The sequence below is a fragment of the Burkholderia sp. SIMBA_062 genome, from assembly GCF_046534765.1.
GTDB lineage: Bacteria > Pseudomonadota > Gammaproteobacteria > Burkholderiales > Burkholderiaceae > Burkholderia > Burkholderia ambifaria.
On sequence record NZ_JAWRYD010000001.1, the window covers coordinates 344631 to 367786 of the forward strand.

General features: G+C 68.9%; 16 protein-coding genes. 13 read left to right on the top strand and 3 right to left on the bottom strand.

Annotation, left to right across the window (positions count from 1 at the left end; translation table 11 throughout):
* Nucleotides 1–5 precede the first annotated feature (5 nt).
* The 4 genes from SB786_RS01605 to SB786_RS01620 all read left to right on the top strand — a co-directional run bounded on the left by SB786_RS01605 (nucleotide 6) and on the right by SB786_RS01620 (nucleotide 4616).
* Nucleotides 6–1331 (top strand): type II toxin-antitoxin system HipA family toxin, encoded by a 1326-nt coding sequence (locus tag SB786_RS01605; protein WP_410725883.1) that lies wholly within the window; start codon nucleotides 6–8, stop codon nucleotides 1329–1331.
* 478 nt (nucleotides 1332–1809) lie between these two features.
* On the top strand, nucleotides 1810–2826 hold the full coding sequence (tauA, locus tag SB786_RS01610) for a taurine ABC transporter substrate-binding protein (protein WP_410725884.1): 1017 nt from the start codon (nucleotides 1810–1812) through the stop codon (nucleotides 2824–2826).
* 27 nt (nucleotides 2827–2853) lie between these two features.
* Nucleotides 2854–3651 carry a taurine ABC transporter ATP-binding protein gene (locus SB786_RS01615; RefSeq protein WP_410725885.1) on the top strand — a complete coding sequence of 266 codons (798 nt, stop codon included), beginning with the start codon at nucleotides 2854–2856 and terminating at the stop codon, nucleotides 3649–3651.
* The gene (locus SB786_RS01620) at nucleotides 3651–4616 is read left to right on the top strand and encodes an ABC transporter permease subunit (protein WP_410725924.1); all 966 of its coding nucleotides are present in this window, start codon (nucleotides 3651–3653) and stop codon (nucleotides 4614–4616) included. The genes SB786_RS01615 and SB786_RS01620 overlap by 1 nt, the downstream gene beginning before the upstream one ends.
* Before the next feature lie 126 nt (nucleotides 4617–4742).
* Here SB786_RS01620 and SB786_RS01625 read toward each other — a convergent pair whose 3' ends face one another.
* From SB786_RS01625 to SB786_RS01635, 3 genes are all read right to left on the bottom strand, one after another.
* Entirely contained in the window at nucleotides 4743–6506 is a 1764-nt protein-coding gene (locus SB786_RS01625; protein WP_410725886.1) for a YadA family autotransporter adhesin, read from the bottom strand.
* 411 nt (nucleotides 6507–6917) lie between these two features.
* Nucleotides 6918–8804: a gamma-glutamyltransferase gene (gene ggt, locus SB786_RS01630; RefSeq protein WP_410725887.1), complete on the bottom strand. Its 1887-nt coding sequence runs from the start codon at nucleotides 8802–8804 to the stop codon at nucleotides 6918–6920.
* 70 nt (nucleotides 8805–8874) lie between these two features.
* The gene (locus SB786_RS01635; protein WP_410725888.1) at nucleotides 8875–9837 is read right to left on the bottom strand and encodes a LysR family transcriptional regulator; all 963 of its coding nucleotides are present in this window, start codon (nucleotides 9835–9837) and stop codon (nucleotides 8875–8877) included.
* Between the two features lie 228 nt (nucleotides 9838–10065).
* On the opposite strand from SB786_RS01635, the gene SB786_RS01640 reads away from it, so the two are divergent.
* The 9 genes from SB786_RS01640 (at nucleotide 10066) to SB786_RS01680 (ending at nucleotide 23136) form a co-directional block, all read left to right on the top strand.
* A complete protein-coding gene (locus SB786_RS01640) occupies nucleotides 10066–12201 on the top strand; it encodes a 3-hydroxyacyl-CoA dehydrogenase NAD-binding domain-containing protein (protein ID WP_410725889.1) in 2136 nt (711 codons plus the stop codon).
* A 29-nt stretch (nucleotides 12202–12230) separates the two neighbouring features.
* The gene (locus tag SB786_RS01645; protein WP_410725890.1) at nucleotides 12231–13427 is read left to right on the top strand and encodes an acyl-CoA dehydrogenase family protein; all 1197 of its coding nucleotides are present in this window, start codon (nucleotides 12231–12233) and stop codon (nucleotides 13425–13427) included.
* A 14-nt stretch (nucleotides 13428–13441) separates the two neighbouring features.
* Nucleotides 13442–14587, top strand: a complete 1146-nt coding sequence (locus SB786_RS01650) for an acyl-CoA dehydrogenase family protein (protein ID WP_410725891.1) — start codon at nucleotides 13442–13444, stop codon at nucleotides 14585–14587.
* Nucleotides 14588–14617: 30 nt separating this feature from the next.
* Nucleotides 14618–15823: a CaiB/BaiF CoA transferase family protein gene (locus tag SB786_RS01655; RefSeq protein ID WP_410725892.1), complete on the top strand. Its 1206-nt coding sequence runs from the start codon at nucleotides 14618–14620 to the stop codon at nucleotides 15821–15823.
* 193 nt (nucleotides 15824–16016) lie between these two features.
* The gene (locus SB786_RS01660; protein ID WP_410725893.1) at nucleotides 16017–16322 is read left to right on the top strand and encodes a DUF485 domain-containing protein; all 306 of its coding nucleotides are present in this window, start codon (nucleotides 16017–16019) and stop codon (nucleotides 16320–16322) included.
* A gap of 11 nt (nucleotides 16323–16333) precedes the next feature.
* Nucleotides 16334–18019 carry a cation acetate symporter gene (locus SB786_RS01665; protein ID WP_410725894.1) on the top strand — a complete coding sequence of 562 codons (1686 nt, stop codon included), beginning with the start codon at nucleotides 16334–16336 and terminating at the stop codon, nucleotides 18017–18019.
* A 368-nt stretch (nucleotides 18020–18387) separates the two neighbouring features.
* Nucleotides 18388–19677 carry a dicarboxylate/amino acid:cation symporter gene (locus SB786_RS01670; protein ID WP_410725895.1) on the top strand — a complete coding sequence of 430 codons (1290 nt, stop codon included), beginning with the start codon at nucleotides 18388–18390 and terminating at the stop codon, nucleotides 19675–19677.
* 4 nt (nucleotides 19678–19681) lie between these two features.
* Nucleotides 19682–21700 (top strand): ATP-binding protein, encoded by a 2019-nt coding sequence (locus tag SB786_RS01675; protein ID WP_410725896.1) that lies wholly within the window; start codon nucleotides 19682–19684, stop codon nucleotides 21698–21700.
* A gap of 80 nt (nucleotides 21701–21780) precedes the next feature.
* Nucleotides 21781–23136, top strand: coding sequence for a sigma-54-dependent transcriptional regulator (locus tag SB786_RS01680; RefSeq protein ID WP_410725897.1), 1356 nt, complete (start codon nucleotides 21781–21783; stop codon nucleotides 23134–23136).
* The last annotated feature ends 20 nt before the right edge of the window (nucleotides 23137–23156 follow it).

Here is a 23156-nt window from a genome sequence, read left to right on the forward strand (position 1 = left end):
AAGGAATGAACGGCAAGCCGACCAGACCGGGTATCAGCGAGGCACTGGACGTGTGCATTGGCACGGCCGGGCTGCCGCTCGGACAATTGCACTACGTGAGCCAGGGGCGCCGCGAACTTTCCCAGTTCGTCTACGACGACGCGTGGTTGACGCATCCCGATCGCTTCGAAGTGTCGCCGGATCTGCCGTTGCAGCCAGGCTACCAGACGCGGCGCGCACCTCGCCCGGTCGACTCGGTCTTTCATTTCGCGCTGGCGGATACGGAGCCGGACGCGTGGGGCAGGCGCGTGATTGATCGCGCGCATGCCAGGCTGCGTAGAACGCAGCCTGATCTGAGGCCGCTCAACGAACTGGATTACCTCTGCGCGGTCGACGATTTCAGCCGCGTCGGCGCACTTCGTCTTAGTCGGGAGGGCAAGTATCTTCGGACCGAGGAGGACGGCCGGCGGACCACGCCGCCATTGATCGAACTCGAGCGGCTCGCGGAGGCGACCCGGGCGGTGGAGACGAGCACCGATACGGCGGAAGACTTGCGCTATCTGCAGGGCAAGGGCACGTCGCTTGGCGGCATGCGTCCGAAATGCACGGTGTTGGACGAGAATGGCAGGCTCGCCATCGGGAAGTTTCCGAGCGTTGGAGACACCATCAGCGTGACGCGGGCCGAAGTGCTGGCATTGCGCTTGGCGCGCGCGGCCGGCATCGAAGCGGCGGGCGCGCGGTGTGTCGAGGTGGGCGGGATACCCGTTGCGCTCATCGAGCGATTCGACCGCATCGGTGATGATCGACGCATTCCGTATCTATCGGCCGCGTCGATGCTTCAGACATCTCGTCAGGACGAACACGCGTACACCGAGATCGTCGACGCGATGAGGCAGCGCGGCGCGCGGCCACTCGACGATGCGCGTCAGCTCTGGCGGCGCCTCGTGTTCAACCTGCTCATTACAAATACCGACGACCATCTGCAGAATCTCGGATTCCTCTATGACGGCAACGGTCTGTGGAGGCTCGCCCCCGCGTTCGATCTGAATCCGATGCCGGGCAAGCTACGGGAATCGAAAACCTGGCTCACTGAAGACGCCGGGCCGATTGATTCGATCGACATGCTGCTCGACGCGTGCAACTATTTTTCGCTGACTCGAGAGCAGGCGCTCGCCACGCTGAGCCAAGTATTCGATGCCGTCCAGAGCTGGAGGCGCGTCGGGACATCGGCAGATATCGGTCTGGCGGCACGGGAACTCGACGACCTCGACGACGCTTTCGAGCACGATCAGACCGAGCAGGCGCGCAGGCATCTCGGCAGGCCGACGCGGCGCCCTTTGCGCGGGGGGTAGGGCCTGTTCACGCTAATAACGGGCTTGCGAACGTGTCTTTCCGCCCGCAGGGCAAGGAGAGAGGAGGCGCAATAGCCGTAGCTATTGCAACGACGAACGACGCCGCAATGCGGGCGGAAAGGCACGTTCCCCTGTTTGGAAAAATCATTCGTGGGGCTGGCCCCCAGAAGGGCCGATCGCCGCGTCATGCTCCTCGCGAATACGTCGAGTATTCGCTTCGTCGCATTCCTTGCGCTCGGCCCTTCTGGGGGCCAGCGCAAGCCCGTTATTAGCGTGAACAGGCCCTAGTGGCGGCAACCGCGACGGTCAACGTCCCAGCACGGCAATCGCCAACCAACCGGATGCGCAATCCAATCCAGCGTGAAAAGCAAAGCCGAAACATCATCGATAGCTTCGCAGGATAAGTTCGCTCCCGCCGCACGCAAAGCTCGTAAAGTCGGCTCTCCCGCAGCATTGCCCGTATCCGAAGGAGAGCCGCATGTCCCGTTTCCGCTTCATCCGCCGCGCCGTCGTCGCGCTGACCGCCTTTGCCGCGCTCGGCGCGGCGCACGCCGAATCGCGCGAAGTCGTGATCGCGTACCAGGACATGGTCGTGCCGTGGCGCTATGCGCAGGCGAGCGGTGAAGTCGAAAAGGCGACCGGCTACAAGGTCACGTTCCGCAAGCTCGACAGCGGCGCCGACGTGATCCGCGCGCTCGCGTCGGGCTCCGTGCAGCTCGGCGAAGCCGGCTCCAGCCCGATCGCGGCCGGCCTGTCGCAGGGGCTCGACATCTCGCTGTTCTGGGTGCTCGACAACATCAACGACGCCGAGGCGCTCGTCGCGCGCAACGGCTCCGGCGTCACGAACATCGCCGCGCTGAAGGGCAAGAAGATCGGCGTGCCGTTCGTGTCGACGTCGCATTTCCACACGCTCGTCGCGCTGCAGGCCGCGGGCGTCAATCCGAACGACGTGAAGATCGTCAACCTGCGTCCGCCCGAAGTCGCGGCCGCCTGGACGCGCGGCGACATCGACGCGACCTATATCTGGGATCCCGTGCTCGCGAAGGTCAAGCAGTCGGGCACCGTGCTGACGACGTCGGGCCGGGTCGCGAAGGAAAGCGGCAAGGCGACCTTCGACGGCTTCGTCGTGAGCCGCAAGTTCGCGCGCGAGAATCCCGAGTTCGTCGCGCGCTTCGTGAAGGTGCTCGCGGCCGCCGACGCCGATTACCGTGCGCACACCGCTGCGTGGAAGGTCGGTTCGCCGCAGGTCGCGGCAGTCGCGAAGGTGTCGGGCGCGAACGCGCCGGACGTGCCGGCAAGCCTCGCGCTGTACGCATTCCCGACGCCGGCCGAGCAGGCGTCGCCGACGTGGCTCGGCGGCGGTGCGCAGTCGGGCGCCGCGAAGTCGCTCGCGGCCACCGCCGCGTTCCTGAAAACGCAAGGCACGATCCAGACGGTGCTCGCCGACTACTCGGTCGGCGTCGATCCGCAGTTCGTGCAGAAGGCCGCGCGCTGAGCGCGGCGATCGACGCGGAGCCCGATCATGAGCACGCTGGAAGTCCGTCAGGTATCGGTCGCCTATCCGGGCGAGCGCGGCAGGCCGACGACGCAGGCGCTCGCGCGCGTCGACCTGCGCATCGATGCCGGTGAATTCGTCGTCGCGCTCGGCGCATCCGGGTGCGGGAAGACGACGCTGCTGAACTGCATGGCCGGCTTCGTCGCGCCGACGACGGGCGAGGTGCGCGTCGATGGGGTGCCAGTCACGGGCCCCGGCGCCGATCGCGGCGTCGTGTTCCAGAAGTACGCGCTGCTGCCGTGGCTTGACGTGCTCGACAACGTCGCGCTCGGGTTGCGGTTCGCGCGCGTGTCGAAGGCCGAACGCGAGGCGCGCTCGCGGGAGATGCTCGCGCTCGTCGGGCTCGACAACCATGCGCATGCGCGCGTGTACGAACTGTCGGGCGGGATGCAGCAACGCGTCGGCATCGCGCGCGCGCTCGCGAGCGACCCGCGCGTGCTGCTGATGGACGAACCGATGGGCGCGCTCGACGCGATGACGCGCGGCACGATGCAGGCGCTCGTGCTCGACGTGTGGGCGCGCACCGGCAAGACGGTGTTCTTCATCACGCACGACGTCGAGGAGGCGCTGTTCCTCGCGACGCGCCTCGTCGTGATGACGCCGGGCCCCGGTCGCATCGCGGAAACCTTCGAGCTGCCGTTCGCGCGGCGCTACGTCGAATCGCGCGATGCGCGCGCGGTGAAGTCGTCGCCGGATTTCATCGAATGGCGCGAGCGGCTGATCGCGTATCTGCATCGCGACGATGCGGTCGCGGAGACCGCGTGATGCGCGAGTTCGCGCGGCACGGCGCGTCCGTCGGGCGCAGCCGGATCAGACCATTGCACAGGCAGGACGACATGAGCACGCAGGATTCGCGGGCGGCCGATCGAGCGGCCGCGGAGTTCAGGCAGGATCAGCGCGCGACGCAGCGTCGCCCCGCGGCGCGTCCCGCGCGCGCATCGCATCGCTACCGGTTGCCGGGGCAGGGCAGGACGGCGGCCTTGAGCGCGGCGACGGTCGCGGCGCTGACGGTGCTGTGGTGGGTCGCGACGCATCGGCAGTGGCTGCCGCCGCTGTTCCTGCCCGCGCCGGAAGCGGTGTGGGCGGCGTTCATGGACGCTTGGCACGGCCGCATCCAGGGCGGGCTGCCGTTGTCCGAACACCTGCTGTGGAGCGCCGCGCGCGTGTTCGGCGCGTTCGTGGTCGCGACTGCGATCGGCGTGCCGGCCGGCATCCTGATGGGCGTGAGCCGCATCGCGCGCGGCGTGCTCGATCCGCTGCTGGAGTTCTACCGGCCGCTGCCGCCGCTCGCGTACCTGCCGCTCGTCGTGATCTGGTTCGGCATCGACGAGACGGCGAAGCTGGTCGTGATCTTCCTCGCGTGCTTCGCGCCGATCGCGATGGCCGCACGCGCGGGCGTGCGCGCGGCGACGGTCGAGCAGATCAATGCCGCGTATTCGCTCGGCGGCAGCTTCGCGCAGATCGTGCGCCATGTCGTGCTGCCGGCCGCGCTGCCGGAGATTCTCACCGGGCTGCGGATCGCGATCGGGTTCGGCTGGACGACGCTCGTCGCGGCCGAGATGGTCGCCGCGACGGCCGGGCTCGGGCAGATGGTGCTCAACGCATCGAGTTTCCTGCGCACCGACATCGTCGTGATGGGGATCCTGATCATCGGCGCGATCGCGTGGCTGTTCGATCTCGCGATGCGGTGGGTCGAGCGGCGGGTGGTGCCGTGGAAGGGAAGGGGATAGGTCGCCCGCCGCAACGGGGCGTGACGACGGTCGGCCGCCCCGCGCTGCGAATGGACAGGGGCCGGGTTTCGCGTCGAGCGAATCCCGGCCCCTGTCGCGTGATGCCGGCGACTACGCCGCGACGGCTTACCAGCGATAACCGGCGCCGGCGCCGGCGGCCACCGTGCCGCGGGTGTTGGTGGACCCCGACGCCTTGACCACCCAGCGCCCGTTGCGCGTGGCAGTGGACACGCCGAAAGCGACGGCCGACTGCCCGCTATAGGTGCCGCCGGCGATCGAGACCATGCTTTCGCCCGCGAGCGCCGCTTGCGGCAGGTTCGCGATCGCGACAGCGGACGCGATACCGCCGCTTGCGTCGCGCCGGTAGTGGTCCATGTCGGATCGCACGCTGCCGATGCTGTTGTTCAGTTGCTGCACGTTGACGGCATCGGTCGGCGCGGTGCCGGCCGCGACGTTGGTGATCTGCCGCTCCTGGCCGGGCGCGCCGACGGAGACGGTGTTGTCGCGATCCGCCACGGAGTTCGCGCCGAGCGCCACCGAATTGTTGCCCGATGCGTTGGCGTTCGTGCCTATCGACGTGCTGTTGTTTCCGGCCGCGCTCGATCCTTGTCCGAGTGCCACCGAGTTCGAACCCGTTGCACCGGACCCGTCGCCGAGCTGGGCCAGACTGTTGCCTTGATCGCCCGGCGGACTGGTGTTCGGGCCATTCTGCTCGATGGTCGTCAGCCGGTTGTCGAACGATTCGAAGCGGCTGTCGAATTGCTGCTGCATCGTAAAGAGCTGCCCGCCGTTGACGGCCTGCATGCCGCCCGCCGCGATCGCGCCCGGCGCGACGTTGTCGAGCAGCGTGCCGCCGACTCCGCCGAGCGTTGCGCGGCCGAGCGTCAGGTCGTCGTACGCGATCGCGCTGAGCGGCTTGCCGTCCGGATCGATCAGGCCGGTTGCCTTCAACTGCGCGACCGTCACGGCGTCGGTGTCGCCGGTGCCGTTCGACAGGCCGGTCAGTGTGCGCGAGCCGTTCGCGCCGGCGACGCTGACCGACGTGCCGCCCTTGTCGGCGCCGATCGAGATGCCGAGACTTGCCGGATCTTGTCGCACGAGGCCGGCGGTGCCGTTGTCGAGCCGCGCGCCGAGATCGTTGACGTCGTAGCGGATCGACGTGACGTCGGTTTCGACCGTCGACACGCGCCCGTCGAGGTTCGTCAGTGCGCCGCCGACGTTGGTGAAGGTCTGTCCGTTGATCGTGTAGCTCGGGCCGCGAACCGAGCCGTCCGCGTTGAGCTTGGCATCGCCGCCGAGCGCATCGACCACCGGCCTGAGCTGCGACAAGTTCGTCGCGTCGGTGTCGCGCGTGCCCGCGCCAAGGTTGACGAGCTGGCGTTCGTTGCCGGTTTGGCCGATCGACACGGTGTTGCCTCGATCGGCGACGCTGCCTTGCCCCAGCGCGACCGCGCCGTGCGCGGTAACCGTCGCGTCCGCGCCGATCGCGACGGCGCGGTTCGCGTTGACGTTCGACGAGACGCCGAACGCGCTCGAGCGATCGCCGTGGACCTTCGCCCGTTCGCCGATGGAGACCGCGGCCTGCCCGGTAGCGCTGGCCTCCGCGCCGATCGCGATCGCCGAGTAGTCGCCGCCGCTTTCGCCGTTTGCCCGCGCGCCGGGCCCGATGGCGATCGAGCCGGCGCCCGACGCGCTTGGCGCGCCGCCGGTGCCGTCGACGATGTGCAGTTTGTCGAGAACAAGATCCGCGGCCTGGGCGTAGCCGGGCGCGAGTGCGGCCAGCGAAACGGCAAGCGCGGACAGACGAAGGCGGGCGGCACACGCGCGTTGTCGTTGTGTCGAACCGCGCGGGTGCGCGCAGCCGGAGGGCATGGCGAAGGAGCGAATCATGAGTCGTAGTCCTGAATGATTGATGTCGTGCACTCGGACGATAGCGGCCCGACGTGCTTCATCGACAACGGGATGTGGTGCCGTTGCCTGCGAACGTCACGGCGGATGTGTTGATAGCTGTGACGTGAGCGAGCGACTATACGGAGCGATGAATGCGCCGTCGATCAGACAGTTACGAAATTGGAGTGGAGAGTATGGGACGCGAGGGCAATCGCATGAAACGTTACGAGGAATTTACGTTCATGGATTGAGCGGTCGGCAACCCCCGGCGCGTTGCGCCAGATCGCGCTCATTGGCGCACGCGCGCATGCGGCGGGTTGTCGACCGCGGCTTGGCTCGTGCGATCCTGGCGCGGCAGGTTGGAGCGGCTGGTCTCAGGACAGCGAAATTCCGGGTGGCGTTGGATCCTGCTCAATCCCCCATCGCATTCCCTTCGCGCCGCGGATCCGCGCCGCCGAACCACACCGTCTGCCCCTGCACGTTCAGCCGCTGGATCCCGTGCAGTCCCGAGTTCATCTCGACGACCTGCACGTCGTGCCCGCGTCCCTTCAGCCCGTCGACGAGCGCGTCCGACACGCGGCCGCGCTCGAGCTGGGTCGGCCCGTTCGTCGACCCGACGTTCGGCAGCGCGATCGCCTGCTGCATCGTCATCCCCCAGTCGAGCACGCCGATCAGCGTTTTCGCGACGTGGTTGATGATCGCGGGGCCGCCGGCCGAACCGACGATCATCGTCACCTGCTTCGTCTTCTGGTCGAACACGAGCTCCGGCGACATCGCCGAGCGCGGTCGCTTGCCGGGTTGCACGCGGTTCGCGACCGGCCGGCCGTTCTCGGTCGACACGAACGAGAAATCGGTGAGCTGGTTGTTCAGCATGAAGCCGCGCACCATCAGCCGCGAACCGAACGCGTCCTCGACGCTGGTTGTCATGGACAGCGCCTGACCGTAGCGGTCGACGATCGCGATGTCGGAGGTCGACGGCAACTCGGGGCTGCGGTCGTCGGCCAGCGCGAGCGTCGCGCCCTGCGGCGTGCCGGCCTGCGCGACGCCCATGCTGTTGTCGCCGATCAGGCGCGCACGCTGCGCGAGATAGGTCTTGTCGGTGAGGCTCGCCCAACTGCCGCCCGGCAGCGGCGCGAAATCGGGGTCGGCGACGTAGCGCGCGCGGTCCGCGAACGCGAGGCGACCGGCCTCGCTGAACAGGTGCGCGGCGAACGGCGTCGGCTCGTAGCCGACCTCGTTGCGCACCGGCTTCTGCGCGCCGATCTGCTGCCAGTCCGGCATCGCCTCGAGGATGCCCAGCATCTGCGCGATCGCGAGGCCGCCCGACGACGGCGGCGGCATCCCGCACACCACCGAGCGCCGGTAGTCGGTACACAGTGGCGCACGCACCTTCGCCTTGTAGCGCGCGAGATCCTGCAGCGACAGCAGGCCCGGATTGGTCGGGTGCTTGCGCACCTTCGCGACGATGTCGCGCGCGATCGCGCCGGTGTAGAACGCGTTCGCGCCGCGGTCGGCGACCTGGCGCAGCACGGTCGCGAGCGCGGGGTTCTTCAGCACGGTGCCGGCCGCCTTCGGCGTGCCGTCGGTGTTGTAGAAGTACGAGCGCGCGGCCGGGTCGTTCATCAGGTACTTGTCGTTCGCGATCAGCATCGCCAGCCGCGGGCTGATCGTGAAACCGTGCTCGGCAAGCCGGATCGCGGGCTGGAACAGCCGGCGCCACGGCAGCTTGCCGTGCGCGCGATGCGCGGCGTCGAGCATCCGCAGCACGCCCGGCGTGCCGACCGAACGCCCGCCGACGACACCTTCGTAGAAGCGCATCGGCTGGCCGGTGGGGCCGTAGAACAGGCGCTCGGTCGCGGCGGCCGGCGCGGTCTCGCGGCCGTCGTACGCCTGCGTCGCGCGGCCGTCGAAGTACAGCATGAACGCGCCGCCGCCGAGCCCCGACGATTGCGGCTCGACGAGCGCGAGCACCATTTGCGTCGCGATCGCCGCGTCGATCGCGGTGCCGCCGGCCTTCAGCATGTCGTAGCCGGCCTGCGTCGCGAGCGGGTTCGCGGTCGCGATCATCGCGTGCTGCGAGGTCCAGCCCGGCTTGTCGGTCCAGTCCGACGACAGTTCGGGCGGGTGCGCGCCGGGCAGCGGCACCGCGGCGCCCGATGCGGCCACGACCGGGACGACGGCGCCCGACGGCGCGGAACGGGACGTGCAGCCGGCACCGAAGGCGACGAGCGCGAGTGCGAGCGCGAGCGCGGCGGCGAGCGTCCAGGGACGCGAATGCGGACGAATCCGATCGAACATTGAACCCTCGGCAACAGTGAATTCGAAGGAGGCGGCGTGTGCGCGGCACGCGCTCCGCACCGGCGGCGCGCTATTGTCGCCGCGCGGCCGGCGGGTTGTCATCCGACCGGAAACCCTGACGCATCGCGCCCGGCCCGCCCCGGCCGGTCTTTCCGGCCTGTTCGAGGATGAACTCTATGAACGTTGCGGTCGCACGCGTGTGGTGCCGGTTCGGCATGTACAGCATGTACATGTGCGTGCCGAAGATGCTGAGCCGGTACGCGTCGAGCGACGTGACGACCGTGCCGCGCCGCATGTCGTCCTGCATCACGTAGTCGGGCACGATGCCGACGCCGATTCCGGCGAGGATCGCCTGGCGCAGGAACAGGAAGTTCTCCGAAATCAGCGTCGGCTCGAGCAGCACCTCGTGGCGCTCGTCGCCGAGATACGCGGCGATCCGCAACTGCCGCCCCATCACCGTCGCGGTGACGACCGGCGCGGCGGCCAGCGCGCCGAGGCTCGCCGGCATCCCGTGCGCGGCCGCGAACGCGGCCGACGCGCACGCAACGTAGCGCACCGCCCCCATGTCGCGCGCGACGAGGTTCTGCGGCGGCTCCGGCATCACGCGCACCGCGATGTCGATCTCGTCGCGCATCAGGTCTTCCACGCGATTCTCGAACACCACGTCGAGCACGATGCCCGGATGCAGCCGCTTGAACGCGAGCAGCCAGTCGGACATCACCATCTGCCCGTAGCCGCTCGGCACCGACAGCCGCACGCGGCCCTGCAGGTCCTGGCCGAGCGTCGTCACCGACTCCTGCGCGGCCAGCAGTTCGTTGCGGATGCGCCGGCCGTGCTCGTACAGCTTCAGCCCGATCTCGGTCGGCTCGATGCGACGCGTCGTGCGGCGCACGAGCTGCTGGCCGATCGAGCGTTCGAGCTGGTTCAGCCGGTAGCTGACGTTCGCGCGACTCACCTTGAGCCGCTGCGCGGCCTTGCTCAGATTGCCCGCGTCGAGGATCTCGACGAGCAGCGTCAGCGCGTTCAGGTCCATGTCCGGTGTCTCCTGATCCGTCCCGTTTAACGGTTCGAAAGCATTCAGTGTCAAGTCAGACTTGACAGCTTGTAAAGGCGTGCGGGAATTGTCAATGAATCTCGATCAATTGAGAATCGAGTCATCCCCGGCAGCCACGCTGGATCGTTTCCCGCCGCGCGGGATCCCGGAACCGGCTTCGCCGGCCCGTCCCGCGGCTGCCGCCCGGCGTACCGAACCGGAGACACGATGAATTCAACCGCTTCCCCCGAACCCTCCCGCGCCGGCACCGTCACGCGCGAACGGCGCGACAAGGTGCTCGTCGTCACGATCGACCATCCGCCCGTCAACGCGTTGTCCGCCGACGTGCGGCGCGGCCTTTCCGGCGCGCTCGACGCCGCGCAGGCCGACGACGCGATCCGCGCGGTGCTGATCGTCGGCGCCGGCCGCAACTTCATCGCGGGCGCCGACATCCGCGAATTCGGCAAGCCGCCGGTGCCGCCGTCGCTGCCCGACGTGTGCGAGCGGATCGAGTCGAGCGCGAAGCCGGTCGTGGTCGCGCTGCACGGCGCGACGCTCGGCGGCGGCCTCGAGGTCGCGCTCGCCGCGCATTACCGGCTGGCGGTGCCCGGCGCGAAGCTGGGGCTGCCCGAAGTCACGCTCGGCCTGCTGCCGGGCGCGGGCGGCACGCAGCGCGCGCCGCGCCTGATCGGCGCGAAGGGCGCGCTCGACCTGATGCTGACGGGGCGTCACGCGAGCGCCGACGAAGCGCTCGCGCTCGGCCTCGTCGACCGCCTCGCGCACAGCGACGACACGCTTGCCGAAGGCCTGGCCTATGCGCAGGAACTCGTGTCGCTCGGCGCGCCGGCACGGCGCACGCGCGACGCGCAGGGGCTCGCCGATCACGCGAGCGCGCAGGCCGCGATCGACGCGGCGCGCGCCGACTTGCCGAAGAAGTCGCGCGGCCTGTTCTCGCCGGCGAAGATCGTCGACGCGGTCGAGGCCGCGCTCACGCTGTCGTTCGACGCGGGGATGAAGCTCGAACGCAGCCTGTTCCTGCAGTGCATCGACAGCCCGCAGCGCGCGGGCCTCGTGCATGCGTTCTTCGCGGAGCGCGAGGCGGCGAAGGCGCCCGAGGCGCGCCGCGCGAGCGCGCGTCCGGTCGAGCGGATCGGCGTGGTCGGCGGCGGCACGATGGGCGCGGGGATCGCGGTCGCGGCGCTCGATGCCGGGCTGCCCGTGACGATGATCGAGCGCGACGAAGCGTCGCTCGCACGCGGCCGCGCGCACGTCGAGAAGGTGTATGACGGTCTCGTCGCGAAGGGCCGGATGACGCCGGCCGCGCATGCGGCGCGGCTCGCGCGCTTCAAGGGCAGCACGTCGTACGACGCGCTCGCGCAGGCCGACGTCGTGATCGAGGCCGTGTTCGAGGACATGGCCGTGAAGAAGGCGGTGTTCGCCGAACTCGCGCGCGTGTGCAAGCCGGGCGCGGTGCTCGCGACCAACACGTCGTATCTCGACATCGACGAGCTGGCGGCCAGCATCGACCGGCCGGCCGACGTGATCGGCCTGCATTTCTTCTCGCCGGCCAACGTGATGAAGCTGCTCGAGATCGTCGTGCCGGCACGCGTGAGTGCGGAGGTCGTCGCGACGGCGTTCGCGCTCGCGAAGCAGCTGAAGAAGACGCCGGTGCGCGCAGGCGTGTGCGACGGCTTCATCGGCAACCGGATCCTCGCGGTCTATCGCACCGCGGCCGACTACCTGATGGAGGACGGCGCGTCGCCGTACCAGATCGATCGCGCGGTGCGCGAATTCGGCTTCCCGATGGGACCATTCCAGGTCGTCGACCTCGCGGGCGGCGACATCGGCTGGGCGACCCGCAAGCGCCGCGCGGCGACGCGCGACCCGCGCGCGCGCTACGTGGAAATTTCCGACCGGCTGTGCGAGCGCGGCTGGTACGGGCAGAAGACGGCGCGCGGCTACTACCTGTATCCGGACGGCGCGCGTGTCGGCACGCCGGACCCGGAAGTCGAAGCCATCGTCGCCGACGAGCGCGCGAAGAAGGGCGTCACGCCGCGCGCGTTCAGCGACGACGAGATTCTGCGCCGCTACCTCGCCGCGCTGATCAACGAAGGCGCGAACGTCGTACACGAGAAGATCGCGCTGCGCCCGCTCGACGTCGACGCCGTGTTCCTGCACGGCTACGGCTTCCCGCGTTATCGCGGCGGCCCGATGCACTACGCGGACACGGTCGGCCTCGCGAACGTGCTCGCCGACATTCGCGCGTTCGCGAACGAGGATCCGCTGTTCTGGAAGCCTTCGCCGCTGATCGTCGAGCTGGTCGAGCGCGGCGCGGATTTCGCGAGCCTGAACCACATCGACTGAACGCCCACCGCATTCGCAACGGACTTACGATGGACCTCAATTTCACTCCCGAAGAGGAAGCGTTCCGCACCGACGTGCAGCGCTTCCTCGCCGCCGAACTGCCGGCGCGCACCGCGCGCAAGGTGAAGGGCGGCCTGCATCTGACGCGCGACGACATGCGCGAATGGCACGCGATCCTGAACGCCCGCGGCTGGCTCGCGAGCCACTGGCCGCGCGAGTACGGCGGCCCCGGCTGGAGCGTCGCGCAGAAATTCCTGTTCGACAACGAATGCGCGCTCGCGGGCGCGCCGCGCATCGTCCCGTTCGGCGTCAACATGCTCGGGCCCGTGCTGATCAAGTACGGCAACGAAGCGCAGCAGCGCCACTGGCTGCCGCGCATTCTCGACGGCACCGACTGGTGGTGCCAGGGCTATTCGGAGCCGGGTGCCGGTTCCGATCTCGCGTCTGTGAAGACGAGCGCGGTGCGCCATGGCGATCACTACGTCGTGAACGGCCAGAAGACGTGGACCACGCTCGGTCACTACGCGAACATGATCTTCTGTCTCGTGCGCACCGCGACCGACGTGCGCAAGCAGGAGGGCATCAGCTTCCTGCTGATCGACATGAATACGCCGGGTGTCGAAGTGCGTCCGATCATCACGTTCGACGGCGAGCACGAGGTGAACGAAGTGTTCTTCACCGACGTGCGCGTGCCCGTGGAGAACCTGGTCGGCGAAGAGAACCGCGGCTGGACCTGCGCGAAATACCTGCTCACGTACGAGCGCACCAACATCGCCGGCGTCGGCTTTTCGACGGCCGCGCTCGAGCGGCTGCGCGCGGTTGCCGCGAAGGTCATGAAGAACGGCCGGCCGCTCGCGGACGATCCATTCTTCGCGGCGCGCGTCGCGCGCGTCGAGATCGAACTCGAGAACATGCGCACGACCAACCTGCGCGTGCTGGCCGCGGTCGCGGGCGGCGGCGTGCCGGGGGCCGAGAGCTCGATGCTGAAGATCCGCGGCACGCAGATCCGCCAGGAGATCACCGCGCTGATGCGCCGCGCGATGGGGCCATACGCGCAGCCGTTCGTCGACGACGCGCTCGACGCCGACTACGACGGCGAGCCGGTCGGCCCGGAGGAGGCCGCGAGCGCCGCGCAGCAGTACTTCAACAACCGCAAGCTGTCGATCTTCGGCGGCTCGAACGAGATCCAGAAGAACATCATCGCGAAGATGATGCTGGGGCTGTAACGAGGGACGCGACGATGGATTTCCAGCACACAGAAGACCGCCGGATGCTGGCGGACACGTTGAACCGCTTCATCGCCGAACAGTACGCGTTCCCGGTGCGCGATCGCATCGCGCAGTCGGCCGACGGGTTCGATCGCACGATGTGGCGGCGCTTCGCCGAACTGGGCGCGGTCGGCGCGCTGTTTGCCGAGGCCGACGGCGGCTTCGGCGGCGCGGGCTTCGACATCGCGGTGGTGTTCGAATGCCTCGGGCGCGGGCTCGTCGTCGAGCCGTTCCTCGGCGCGCTGCTCGCGGGCCGCGCGCTGTCGCTCGCCGGCGGCCCCGCGCATCGCGAGCGGCTTGCCGCGCTGATCGACGGCAGCGCGAGCGCCGCGTTCGCGCACGACGAGCCGGGCTCGCACTACGAACTGACGACGGTGCGCACGCGCGCCGAGCGTGCCGGCGACGGCTGGGTGCTGACGGGCGCGAAGGGCGTCGTCGACCAGGCCGCGCAGGCGGCGTTCTTCGTCGTCAGCGCGCGCGTGTCCGGTCACGACGACGACGCGGCCGGCATCGGCCTGTTCGTCGTGCCGGCCGACGCGCCGGGCGTGTCGCTGCGCGACTACAGGAAGATCGACGGCGGCCGCGCGGCCGAGGTGCGTTTCGAGCGCGTCGCGCTGCCGGCCGATGCGGCGCTCGGCGCGCCGAATGCGCACGACGGCGAAGCGGGCGCCGCGCTGCTCGAACGCGTGCTCGGCTACGGGCTGCTCGCGCTGTCGGCCGAAGCGCTCGGCGCGATGGACGTCGCGAAGGCGTACACGCTCGACTACCTGCGCACGCGCAAGCAATTCGGGATGCCGATCGGCAGCTTCCAGGCGTTGCAGCACCGGATGGCCGACCTGCTGCTCGAAGTCGAGCAGGCGCGCTCGGCGGTGATCAACGCGGCCGCGCAGCTCGATGCGCCGCGTGCGGTGCGCGAGCGCGCGCTCGCGGCGGCCAAGTACAGCATCGGCCGGATCGGCACGCTGGTCGCCGAGGAAAGCATCCAGCTGCACGGCGGGATCGGGATGACGTGGGAGCTGCCGCTGTCGCACTACGCGAAGCGGCTGGTGATGATCGATCACCAGCTCGGCGACGAGGATCATCATCTCGCGCGCTATATCGCGCTGTCGAAACAGTAAAGAAGAACGACGCGAATGGAGGAGACAACGATGAAGAACGACCCGCGCGCATTACCGCTGGCCGGCGTGAAGGTGCTCGATTTCTCGCGCGTGCTCGCGGGCCCGTGGAGCGCGATGGTGCTCGCCGATTTCGGCGCGGACGTGATCAAGATCGAGCATCCGGCGCGCGGCGACGACACGCGCGACTGGGGGCTGCGGATCGGCGACACCGAAACCACCTACTTCAACAGCGTGAACCGCAGCAAGCGGTCGATCTGCGTCGACCTGCAGACGGAAGCCGGGCAGCGCATCGCGCGCGAGCTCGCCGCGCAGGCCGACGTGCTGATCCACAACTTCAAGGCCGGCGGCGCGGAAAGGCTCGGGCTCGGCTACGACGCGCTGGCCGAGCTGAATCCGCGGCTCGTGCATTGCGCGATCTCGGGCTACGACCGTTCGGGTCCGGAGGCCGCGCGGCCCGGCTACGACCTCGTCGTGCAGGGCGAGGCGGGGCTGATGGCGCTGAACGGCGAGGCCGGCCAGCCGCCGCTGAAGTTCGGCGTCGCGGCGGTCGACCTGTTCACCGGCATGTATTCGGCGCAGGCGATCCTCGCCGCACTGTACGAGCGCCATGCGACGGGGCGCGGACGGCAAATCGAGATGGCGCTGTTCGACTGCGGGCTGATGATCACCGCGTACTACGGGCTCGACGCGCTGCTGATGGGCGAGGATCCGCCGCGCTACGGCAACGCGCATCCGTCGATCGTGCCGTACGGCGTGTTCGATGCGGCCGACGGCCCGCTCGTGATCACGGTCGGCAACAACACGCAGTTCGCGCGTTTCTGCGACGCGATCGAGCGGCCCGACCTCGCCGCGGACGAACACTACAGGACCAACCTCGGCCGTTCCGCGAATCGCGCCGACTTGCTGCCGGAGATCCGCCGCGAACTCGCGCGCCGGCCGCGCGCGACGCTGCTCGCGGCGCTTTCCGGCGCGGGCATTCCGTGCGGCGAAGTGCTTGGGCTGCACGACGCGCTGACCTCGGAGCGCGCGACCCGCGCGGGGCTCGTCACGCGGCAGCCGCATCCGGTCGCGGGCGGCGTCGACGTGCTCGCGCCGCCGTACCGCTTCGACGGCGCGCGCCTGCCGGTGCGCGGTGCGCCGCCGGTGCTCGGCGCCGATACGGACGACGTGCTCGGCGGCTGGCTCGGGCTGTCGACGGAGGACGTCGCGCGGCTGCGCGCGGATCGCATCGTGTAGATCGCTTTTGCCGCCGCGGCGCGGGCGGAGCAGTCGACGCGCGCCGATCATCCACAAGACGCCCCTCGCGACGACGAGGTGGTTGCCCTGCGGGGACTGGAGTAGGCGCTCAAGCGCCAACACCAGTCGACCGCGAAGCATGGGACCAGAGTAAGCGCTGAAGCGCCAACTCTGGTCGACCGGAGGAGACACCATGGAGCTTTCCGTCATCGAATCGGTCACGGCATGCCGTGACTACCAGCAGCTTGTGCGTGCACGGCGCCGCTTTAGCTTCACGCTGACGGCGCTGATGATCGCCACCTACTACGGCTTCATCCTGCTCGTCGCGCTCGCGCCGCACGTGCTGGCCGCGCCGCTGTACCGCGGCGCGACGACCACGGTCGGGATCGTCGTGGGCGTCGCGATCATCCTGGTCGCGATCGGCCTGACCGCGTGGTACGTGCTGCGCGCGAACCGTGCGTTCGACCGCCGCGTCGCCGCGATCCTGCAGCGTTCATGACGGAGGCCCCCATGCGACACACTTCGAGCGCGCTCGCCGCGCTGGCCGTTCTCGTTTCGTCCGCCGCGCACGCGACCTCCGTCGCGGGCCCGATGCCCGACAAGGTCGATCTGAACCCCGTCGCGATCGGGATGTTCTTCGCGTTCGTGTTCGCGACGCTCGCGCTCACGCGCTGGGCCGCGCGCCGCACGCGCTCGACGCGCGACTTCTACACGGCAGGCGGCGGCATCACCGGGCTGCAGAACGGGCTCGCGATCGCGGGCGACTACATGTCGGCCGCGTCGTTCCTCGGGCTCTCGGGGATGGTGTTCATGTTCGGCTTCGACGGGCTGATCTACTCGATCGGCTTCCTGGTCGGCTGGCCGTTCGTCATGTTCCTGATCGCCGAGCCGCTGCGCAATCTCGGCAAGTTCACGTTCGTCGACGTCGTCGCGTACCGCTTCGCGCAGCGGCCGATCCGGCTGCTGACGTCCGCGAACGCGCTGACGATCGTCGTGCTGTACCTGGTCGTGCAGATGGTCGGCGCGGGCAAGCTGATCCAGCTGCTGTTCGGGCTGTCGTACGGCACGGCCGAGCTGATCGTCGGCGTGCTGATGGTCGTCTACGTGTTCTTCGGCGGGATGACCGCGACCACCTGGGTGCAGGTGATCAAGGCCGTGCTGCTGCTGTGCGGCGCGACGCTGCTCGCGTTGCTCGCGCTCGGGGAATTCGGCTTCAGCGTCGACGAAATGTTCCGCCGCGCGGTGGCCGTGCATCCGGGCGCGCTGTCGATCATGGGCCCCGGCAAGCTGATTCGCGATCCGGCCAACGCGCTGTCGCTCGGCATCGCGCTGATGTTCGGCACGGCCGGCTTCCCGCACATCCTGATGCGCTTCTTCACGGTGCCGAACGCGAAGGAGGCGCGCAAGTCGGTGCTGTACGCGACCGGCTTCATCGGCTACTTCTATTTGCTGACCTTCGTGATCGGCTTTTCGGCGATCGTGCTGCTCGCGCAGCATCCGGAATTCTTCCGGCTCGGCGCGAACGGCACGTTCAACCTGACGCACGACCTGCTCGGCGGCTCGAACATGGTCGCGGTGAAGCTCGCGCAGGCGGTCGGCGGCAACTGGTTCTACGGCTTCATCGCGGCCGTCACGTTCGCGACGATCCTCGCGGTGGTCGCCGGGCTGACGCTCGCCGGCGCGACCACAATCTCGCACGACCTGTATGCGCAGATGTGGGCGCGCGGCAAGCCCAACGAGCGGCTGGAAATGCGCATCTCGCGCGCGGCGACGATCGGGTTGTCGGCGATCGCGATCGCATTGTCGATCCTGTTCGAGCACGTGAACGTCGCGTTCATGGTCGGCCTCGTCGCGGCGGTGGCCGCCAGCGCGAATTTCCCGGTGCTCGCGATGTCGATCTTCTGGCGCGGGATGACGACGCGCGGCGCCGTGCTCGGCGGCGGCCTCGGCCTCGCGTCGGCGGTCGCGCTCACGGTGCTGTCGAAGTCGGTGTGGGTCGACGTGCTGCACCATGCGCATGCGCCGGTGTTCCTCGACAACCCGGCGCTCGTGTCGGTGCCGCTCGCGTTCGTCGGGATCGTCGTCGGCTCGCTCGCGGACCGCGGCGAGCGCGCGCGGCGCGAGCGCGACGCGTTCGCGCAGCAGGAGTTCTACGCGCAGACGGGCGTGCTGGCCAGCCGCGCCGTGCAGCACTGATCCGTCCGATGAATGGGCGGATCCGTCCGGATCGCCGGACGGCTATTTTCCGAAAATCCGGAATCCCGGATTTCCTTGCCTGCCGCATTATGGGAAATACAATAAAAACAACGGCTTGAGGGGTTCCAGGAACCTGGCATCGACCTTGCGATATAAAACGCACGGCCATCCCCCGGCCGAACTACTACAGCAAGCAAGGAGACAACCGATGACCAATGCCTTCCTCCCCCTCCGGATGTCCTGAGGCATCGCTTGTTGCGGCACGGCAGCCGCGCGGGCGAGTGGCCTCGGGGGATTGCCCCCGTTCTCATTCATCCCTGCGCGCGTGACGCCGTTTCCACGGCTCATCTACTTCAGCAGGAACCATCGTGAAGAAGAAACCCTTCTACAAAGTGCTCTATGTGCAGGTGATTTTCGCCATCATCGTCGGCGTGATCCTCGGCCACTTCTACCCGGCGCTCGCCACCGACATGAAACCGCTCGGCGACGGCTTCATCAAGCTGATCAAGATGGTGATCGGCCCGATCATCTTCTGTACGGTCGTCACCGGCATCGCCGGCATGGAGGACATGAAGAAGGTCGGCCGCGTCGGCGGCAAGGCGCTGCTGTACTTCGAGGTCGTGTCGACCTTCGCGCTGCTGCTCGGCCTGGCGGCCACGCACATCCTGCGTCCGGGCGTCGGCTTCAACATCGATCCGGCGACGCTCGACGGCAAGGCGGTCGCGTCGTACGCGGCGAAGGCGCACGGGCAGTCGACCGTCGACTTCCTGCTGCACATCATCCCGAACACGATGGTCGATGCCTTCGCGCAGGGCGAAATCCTGCAGATCCTGCTGATCGCGCTGCTGTTCGGCAGCGTGCTCGCGCACCTCGGCGAGCGCGGCAAGGTCGTGACCGACTTCATCGACGGTCTCACGCGCGTGCTGTTCGGCATCGTGCACATCGTCACGAAGCTGGCGCCGATCGGCGCGTTCGGCGCGATGGCGTTCACGATCGGCAAGTACGGCGTCGGCTCGCTGGTGCCGCTGCTCAAGCTGATCGGCACGTTCTACCTGACGTCGGTCGTGTTCGTGCTGGTCGTGCTCGGCACGATCGCGCGCGTCACGGGCTTCTCGATCATCCGCTTCGTGTCCTACATCAAGGAAGAGCTGCTGATCGTGCTCGGCACGAGCTCGTCGGAAGCCGCGCTGCCGCAGCTGATGGAAAAGCTCGAGAAGGCCGGCTGCTCGCGTTCGGTCGTCGGCCTCGTCGTGCCGACCGGGTACTCGTTCAACCTCGACGGCACCAACATCTACATGACGATGGCCGTGCTGTTCATCGCGCAGGCGACCAACATCGAACTGACGTGGATGCAGCAGCTGACGCTGCTCGCGGTCGCGATGCTGACGTCGAAGGGCGCGAGCGGCGTCACGGGCGCGGGCTTCATCACGCTCGCCGCGACGCTCGCCGTCGTGCCGACGATCCCGCTGTCGGGCATGGTGCTGATCCTCGGCATCGACCGCTTCATGAGCGAATGCCGTGCGCTGACCAACATCGTCGGCAACGGTGTCGCAACCGTCGTCGTGTCGGCCTGGGAGAAGGAGCTCGACCGCAACAAGCTGCGCCAGGCGCTGAGCGGCGGCGGCGAAGTCAAGACGACCGAGGCGGCCGGCGTCTGACACCATGAACGAGCAGGCGGCGGTACCGCCCGCGGCCGCCGCGCCGCGCGGCGGCCGGGGCGGTTGGGCCGGTGATGCGGAGCCCTATGACACAATAGGCGATCCGCATCGCCAGGAAGTCACGTCCGTGAAGCGCCGCCTGCTCATCCTCGTCGTGCTTGCCGCCGCGCTCGCGGCGGCGTGCGCGCTGACGTGGACCATCACGTGGCGGCGCGGCGTCGCCGAGCTGCAGCGCAATGCCGCGGTGAGGGTCGACCGCACCACCAACGCGCTCAAGAGCACGCTCGACCGCTACGAATCGCTGCCTTATCTGCTCGGCAGCCATCCGTACGTGCAGGACCTGCTCGCCGAGCCGAAGCGCGCCGATTTCACCGGGCGCGCGAACCGTTATCTCGAAGATCTCAACGAACACGCGCACGCGACCGTCACCTACGTGGTCGGCGCGGACGGCCTGTGCGTCGCCGCCAGCAACTGGCGCGCGCCCGACAGCTTCGTCGGGATCGAATACCGCTTCCGTCCGTATTTCATCGACGCGATGAACGGCCGGGTCGGCCGCTTCTTCGGGATCGGCACGATCTCCCGCGATCCCGGCTACTACATCTCGCAGCCGGTGCGGCGCGACGGCAAGATCGTGGGTGTCGTCGTCGTGAAACTCAATCTCGAATGGTTCCAGGGCGCCGACGCGTCCGAACCGCTCGTCGTCGCGGACGATCACGGCGTCGTGTTCCTGTCGTCCGTGCCCGCGTGGAAATATCACACGCTGCATCCGTTGACGGGGCCTGTCGCCGCGTCGATCTACGAGACGCGCCAGTACGCGCAGCAGCCCGTCACGCCGCTGCCGCTGCGCGTCGAGCAGGTGCTCGGCGCGGACGCGGAGATCGTGCGCCTCGGCCCGGGCCTGCGCGCACCGCGCTTCCTGGCCAGCAAGCGGCGGATCGGCGAACCCGACTGGCTGCTCGTCACGCTCGCGCCGATCGCACCGATCGACGCCGATGCGCGCAACGCGACCATCGTCACGGGCTTCGGCTTCGTGTCGGTTGCGTTGCTCGCGTTCTACTGGCGCATGCGCCGCGCTCGCGTGCGCGAGATGATCCGCGGCCGCGCGCTGCTGCAGCAGGCGTATGCGGAGCTGAACCGGCGCGTCGAGGAGCGCACGGCCGACCTGTCGGAAGCGAACGAGCAATTGCAGAAGGAAGTCGGCGAACGGATCCGCGCGGAACAGGAATTGCGCGCCGCGCACGACGAACTGATCCAGGCGAGCAAGCTCGCCGCGCTCGGCCAGATGGCGGCCGGCATCACGCATGAACTGAACCAGCCGCTCGCGGCATTGCGCAGCTTCTCCGACAACACGCGCGTGCTGCTCGATCGCGGCGAGCAGGCGGCCGCGCGCGAGAACCTCGAGGCGATCGCCGCGCTGACCGAGCGGATGGGCAAGATCACCAATCAGCTGAAGCTGTTCGTCGGCCGTGCGAAGCCGCGCAACGAACAGGCGCTCGTCGTGCGCGCGCTGCGCAGCGTGCTGTCGCTGCTCGGCGACCGGCTGCGCGGCGTCGCGCTCACGCTGACGCTGCAGGATGCGACCGTGTCGCCCGCGCAGGATGCGCCGCTCGACCTCGCGCGCGATTATCCGGACCTCGTCGCCCGCTGTGAGGACTTGCGCCTCGAACAGGTGCTGATCAACCTGCTCGGCAACGCGCTCGACGCGGTCGCGGGTGTTCCGGCGCCGGCGATCGAAGTGACGATCGCGGTGTCGGCCGCGACGCTGGCGGTCGAGGTGCGCGACAACGGCCCCGGCATCGCGCCCGACCTGCTGCCGCGCTTGTTCGAACCGTTCTTCACGACGAAGGAAATGGGGCGCGGGCTCGGGCTCGGCCTCGCGATCTCGTCGTCGATCGCGAGCGACGCGGGCGGCGCGCTGACCGCGCGCAATGCGCCGTCCGGCGGCGCGCTGTTCGTCTTGACGCTGCGGCGCACGCGCACGCATCATCCGGACTCCCTGTCCGAGCCGGCGGGCTCGCGCTAGGGCCCCGTTCGCCGCACGACCGGCATCAACGAGAGCCGCGCGCTTCCCGCCGCGCGGCGTGTCAGGAGCAAGTGACTACGATGGCCAACCGGCTGCAAGTGATCTATATCGAAGACGATGCGCTCGTTCGCCGGGCGAGCGTGCAGAGCCTCCAGCTCGCGGGGTTCGACGTCGTCGGGTTCGAATCGGCCGAGGCTGCCGACAAGGCGATCGTCGCGGAAACCGCCGGCGTGATCGTCAGCGACATCCGGCTGCCCGGCGCGAGCGGGCTCGACCTGCTCGCGCAGTGTCGCGAGCGCGTGCCCGACGTGCCGGTGATCCTCGTCACCGGCCACGGCGACATCTCGATGGCCGTGCAGGCGATGCGCGACGGCGCGTACGACTTCATCGAAAAGCCGTTCGCGGCCGAACGGCTGACCGAGACCGTGCGCCGCGCGCTCGAGCGGCGCGAACTCGTGCTCGAGAACCACGCGCTGCGGCGCGAGCTGGCCGGGCAGAACATCGTCGCGCCGCGCATCATCGGCCGCAGCCCGGCGATCGAACAGGTGCGCAAGCTGATCGCGAACGTCGCGCCCACCGACGCATCGGTGCTGATCAACGGCGACACGGGCGCCGGCAAGGAGCTGATCGCGCGCAGCCTGCACGAGCTGTCGCCGCGTCGCGACAAGCCGTTCATCGCGGTGAACTGCGGCGCGCTGCCCGAGCCGATGTTCGAGTCGGAGATGTTCGGCTACGAGCCCGGCGCGTTTACGGGTGCCGCGAAGCGCCGCGTCGGCAAGCTCGAATATGCGTCCGGCGGCACGCTGTTCCTCGACGAAATCGAAAGCATGCCGCTCGCGCTGCAGGTGAAGCTGCTGCGCGTGCTGCAGGACGGCGTGCTCGAGCGGCTCGGCTCCAACCAGCCGATCCGCGTGAACTGCCGCGTCGTCGCGGCCGCGAAGGGCGACATGAGCGAGCTCGTCGCGGCCGGCACGTTCCGGCGCGACCTGCTGTACCGGCTCAACGTCGTGACGATCGCGCTGCCGCCGCTCGCCGAGCGCCGCGAGGACATCGTGCCGCTGTTCGAGCACTTCATGCTCGACGCGGCCGTGCGCTACGGGCGGCCGGCCCCCGTGCTGACCGACCGGCAGCGCGCGAGCCTGATGCAGCGCGACTGGCCCGGCAACGTGCGCGAGCTGCGCAACGCGGCGGACCGCTTCGTGCTCGGCGTCGCCGACATGCCGCAGGAAGCGGGCGCGAACGGCGACGATGCCGAGAGCGACCAGACGCTGAAGGAGCGCATCGAGCAGTTCGAGCGCGCGGTGATTGCGCAGGCGCTGAACCAGACGGGCGGCGCGGTCGCGGCGACGGCCGACCGGCTGCATGTCGGCAAGGCGACGCTGTACGAGAAGATGAAGCGCTACGGGCTGTCGGCGAAAGGCGACACCGAGCGCTGAAAAACGAACGGACCGCAGTG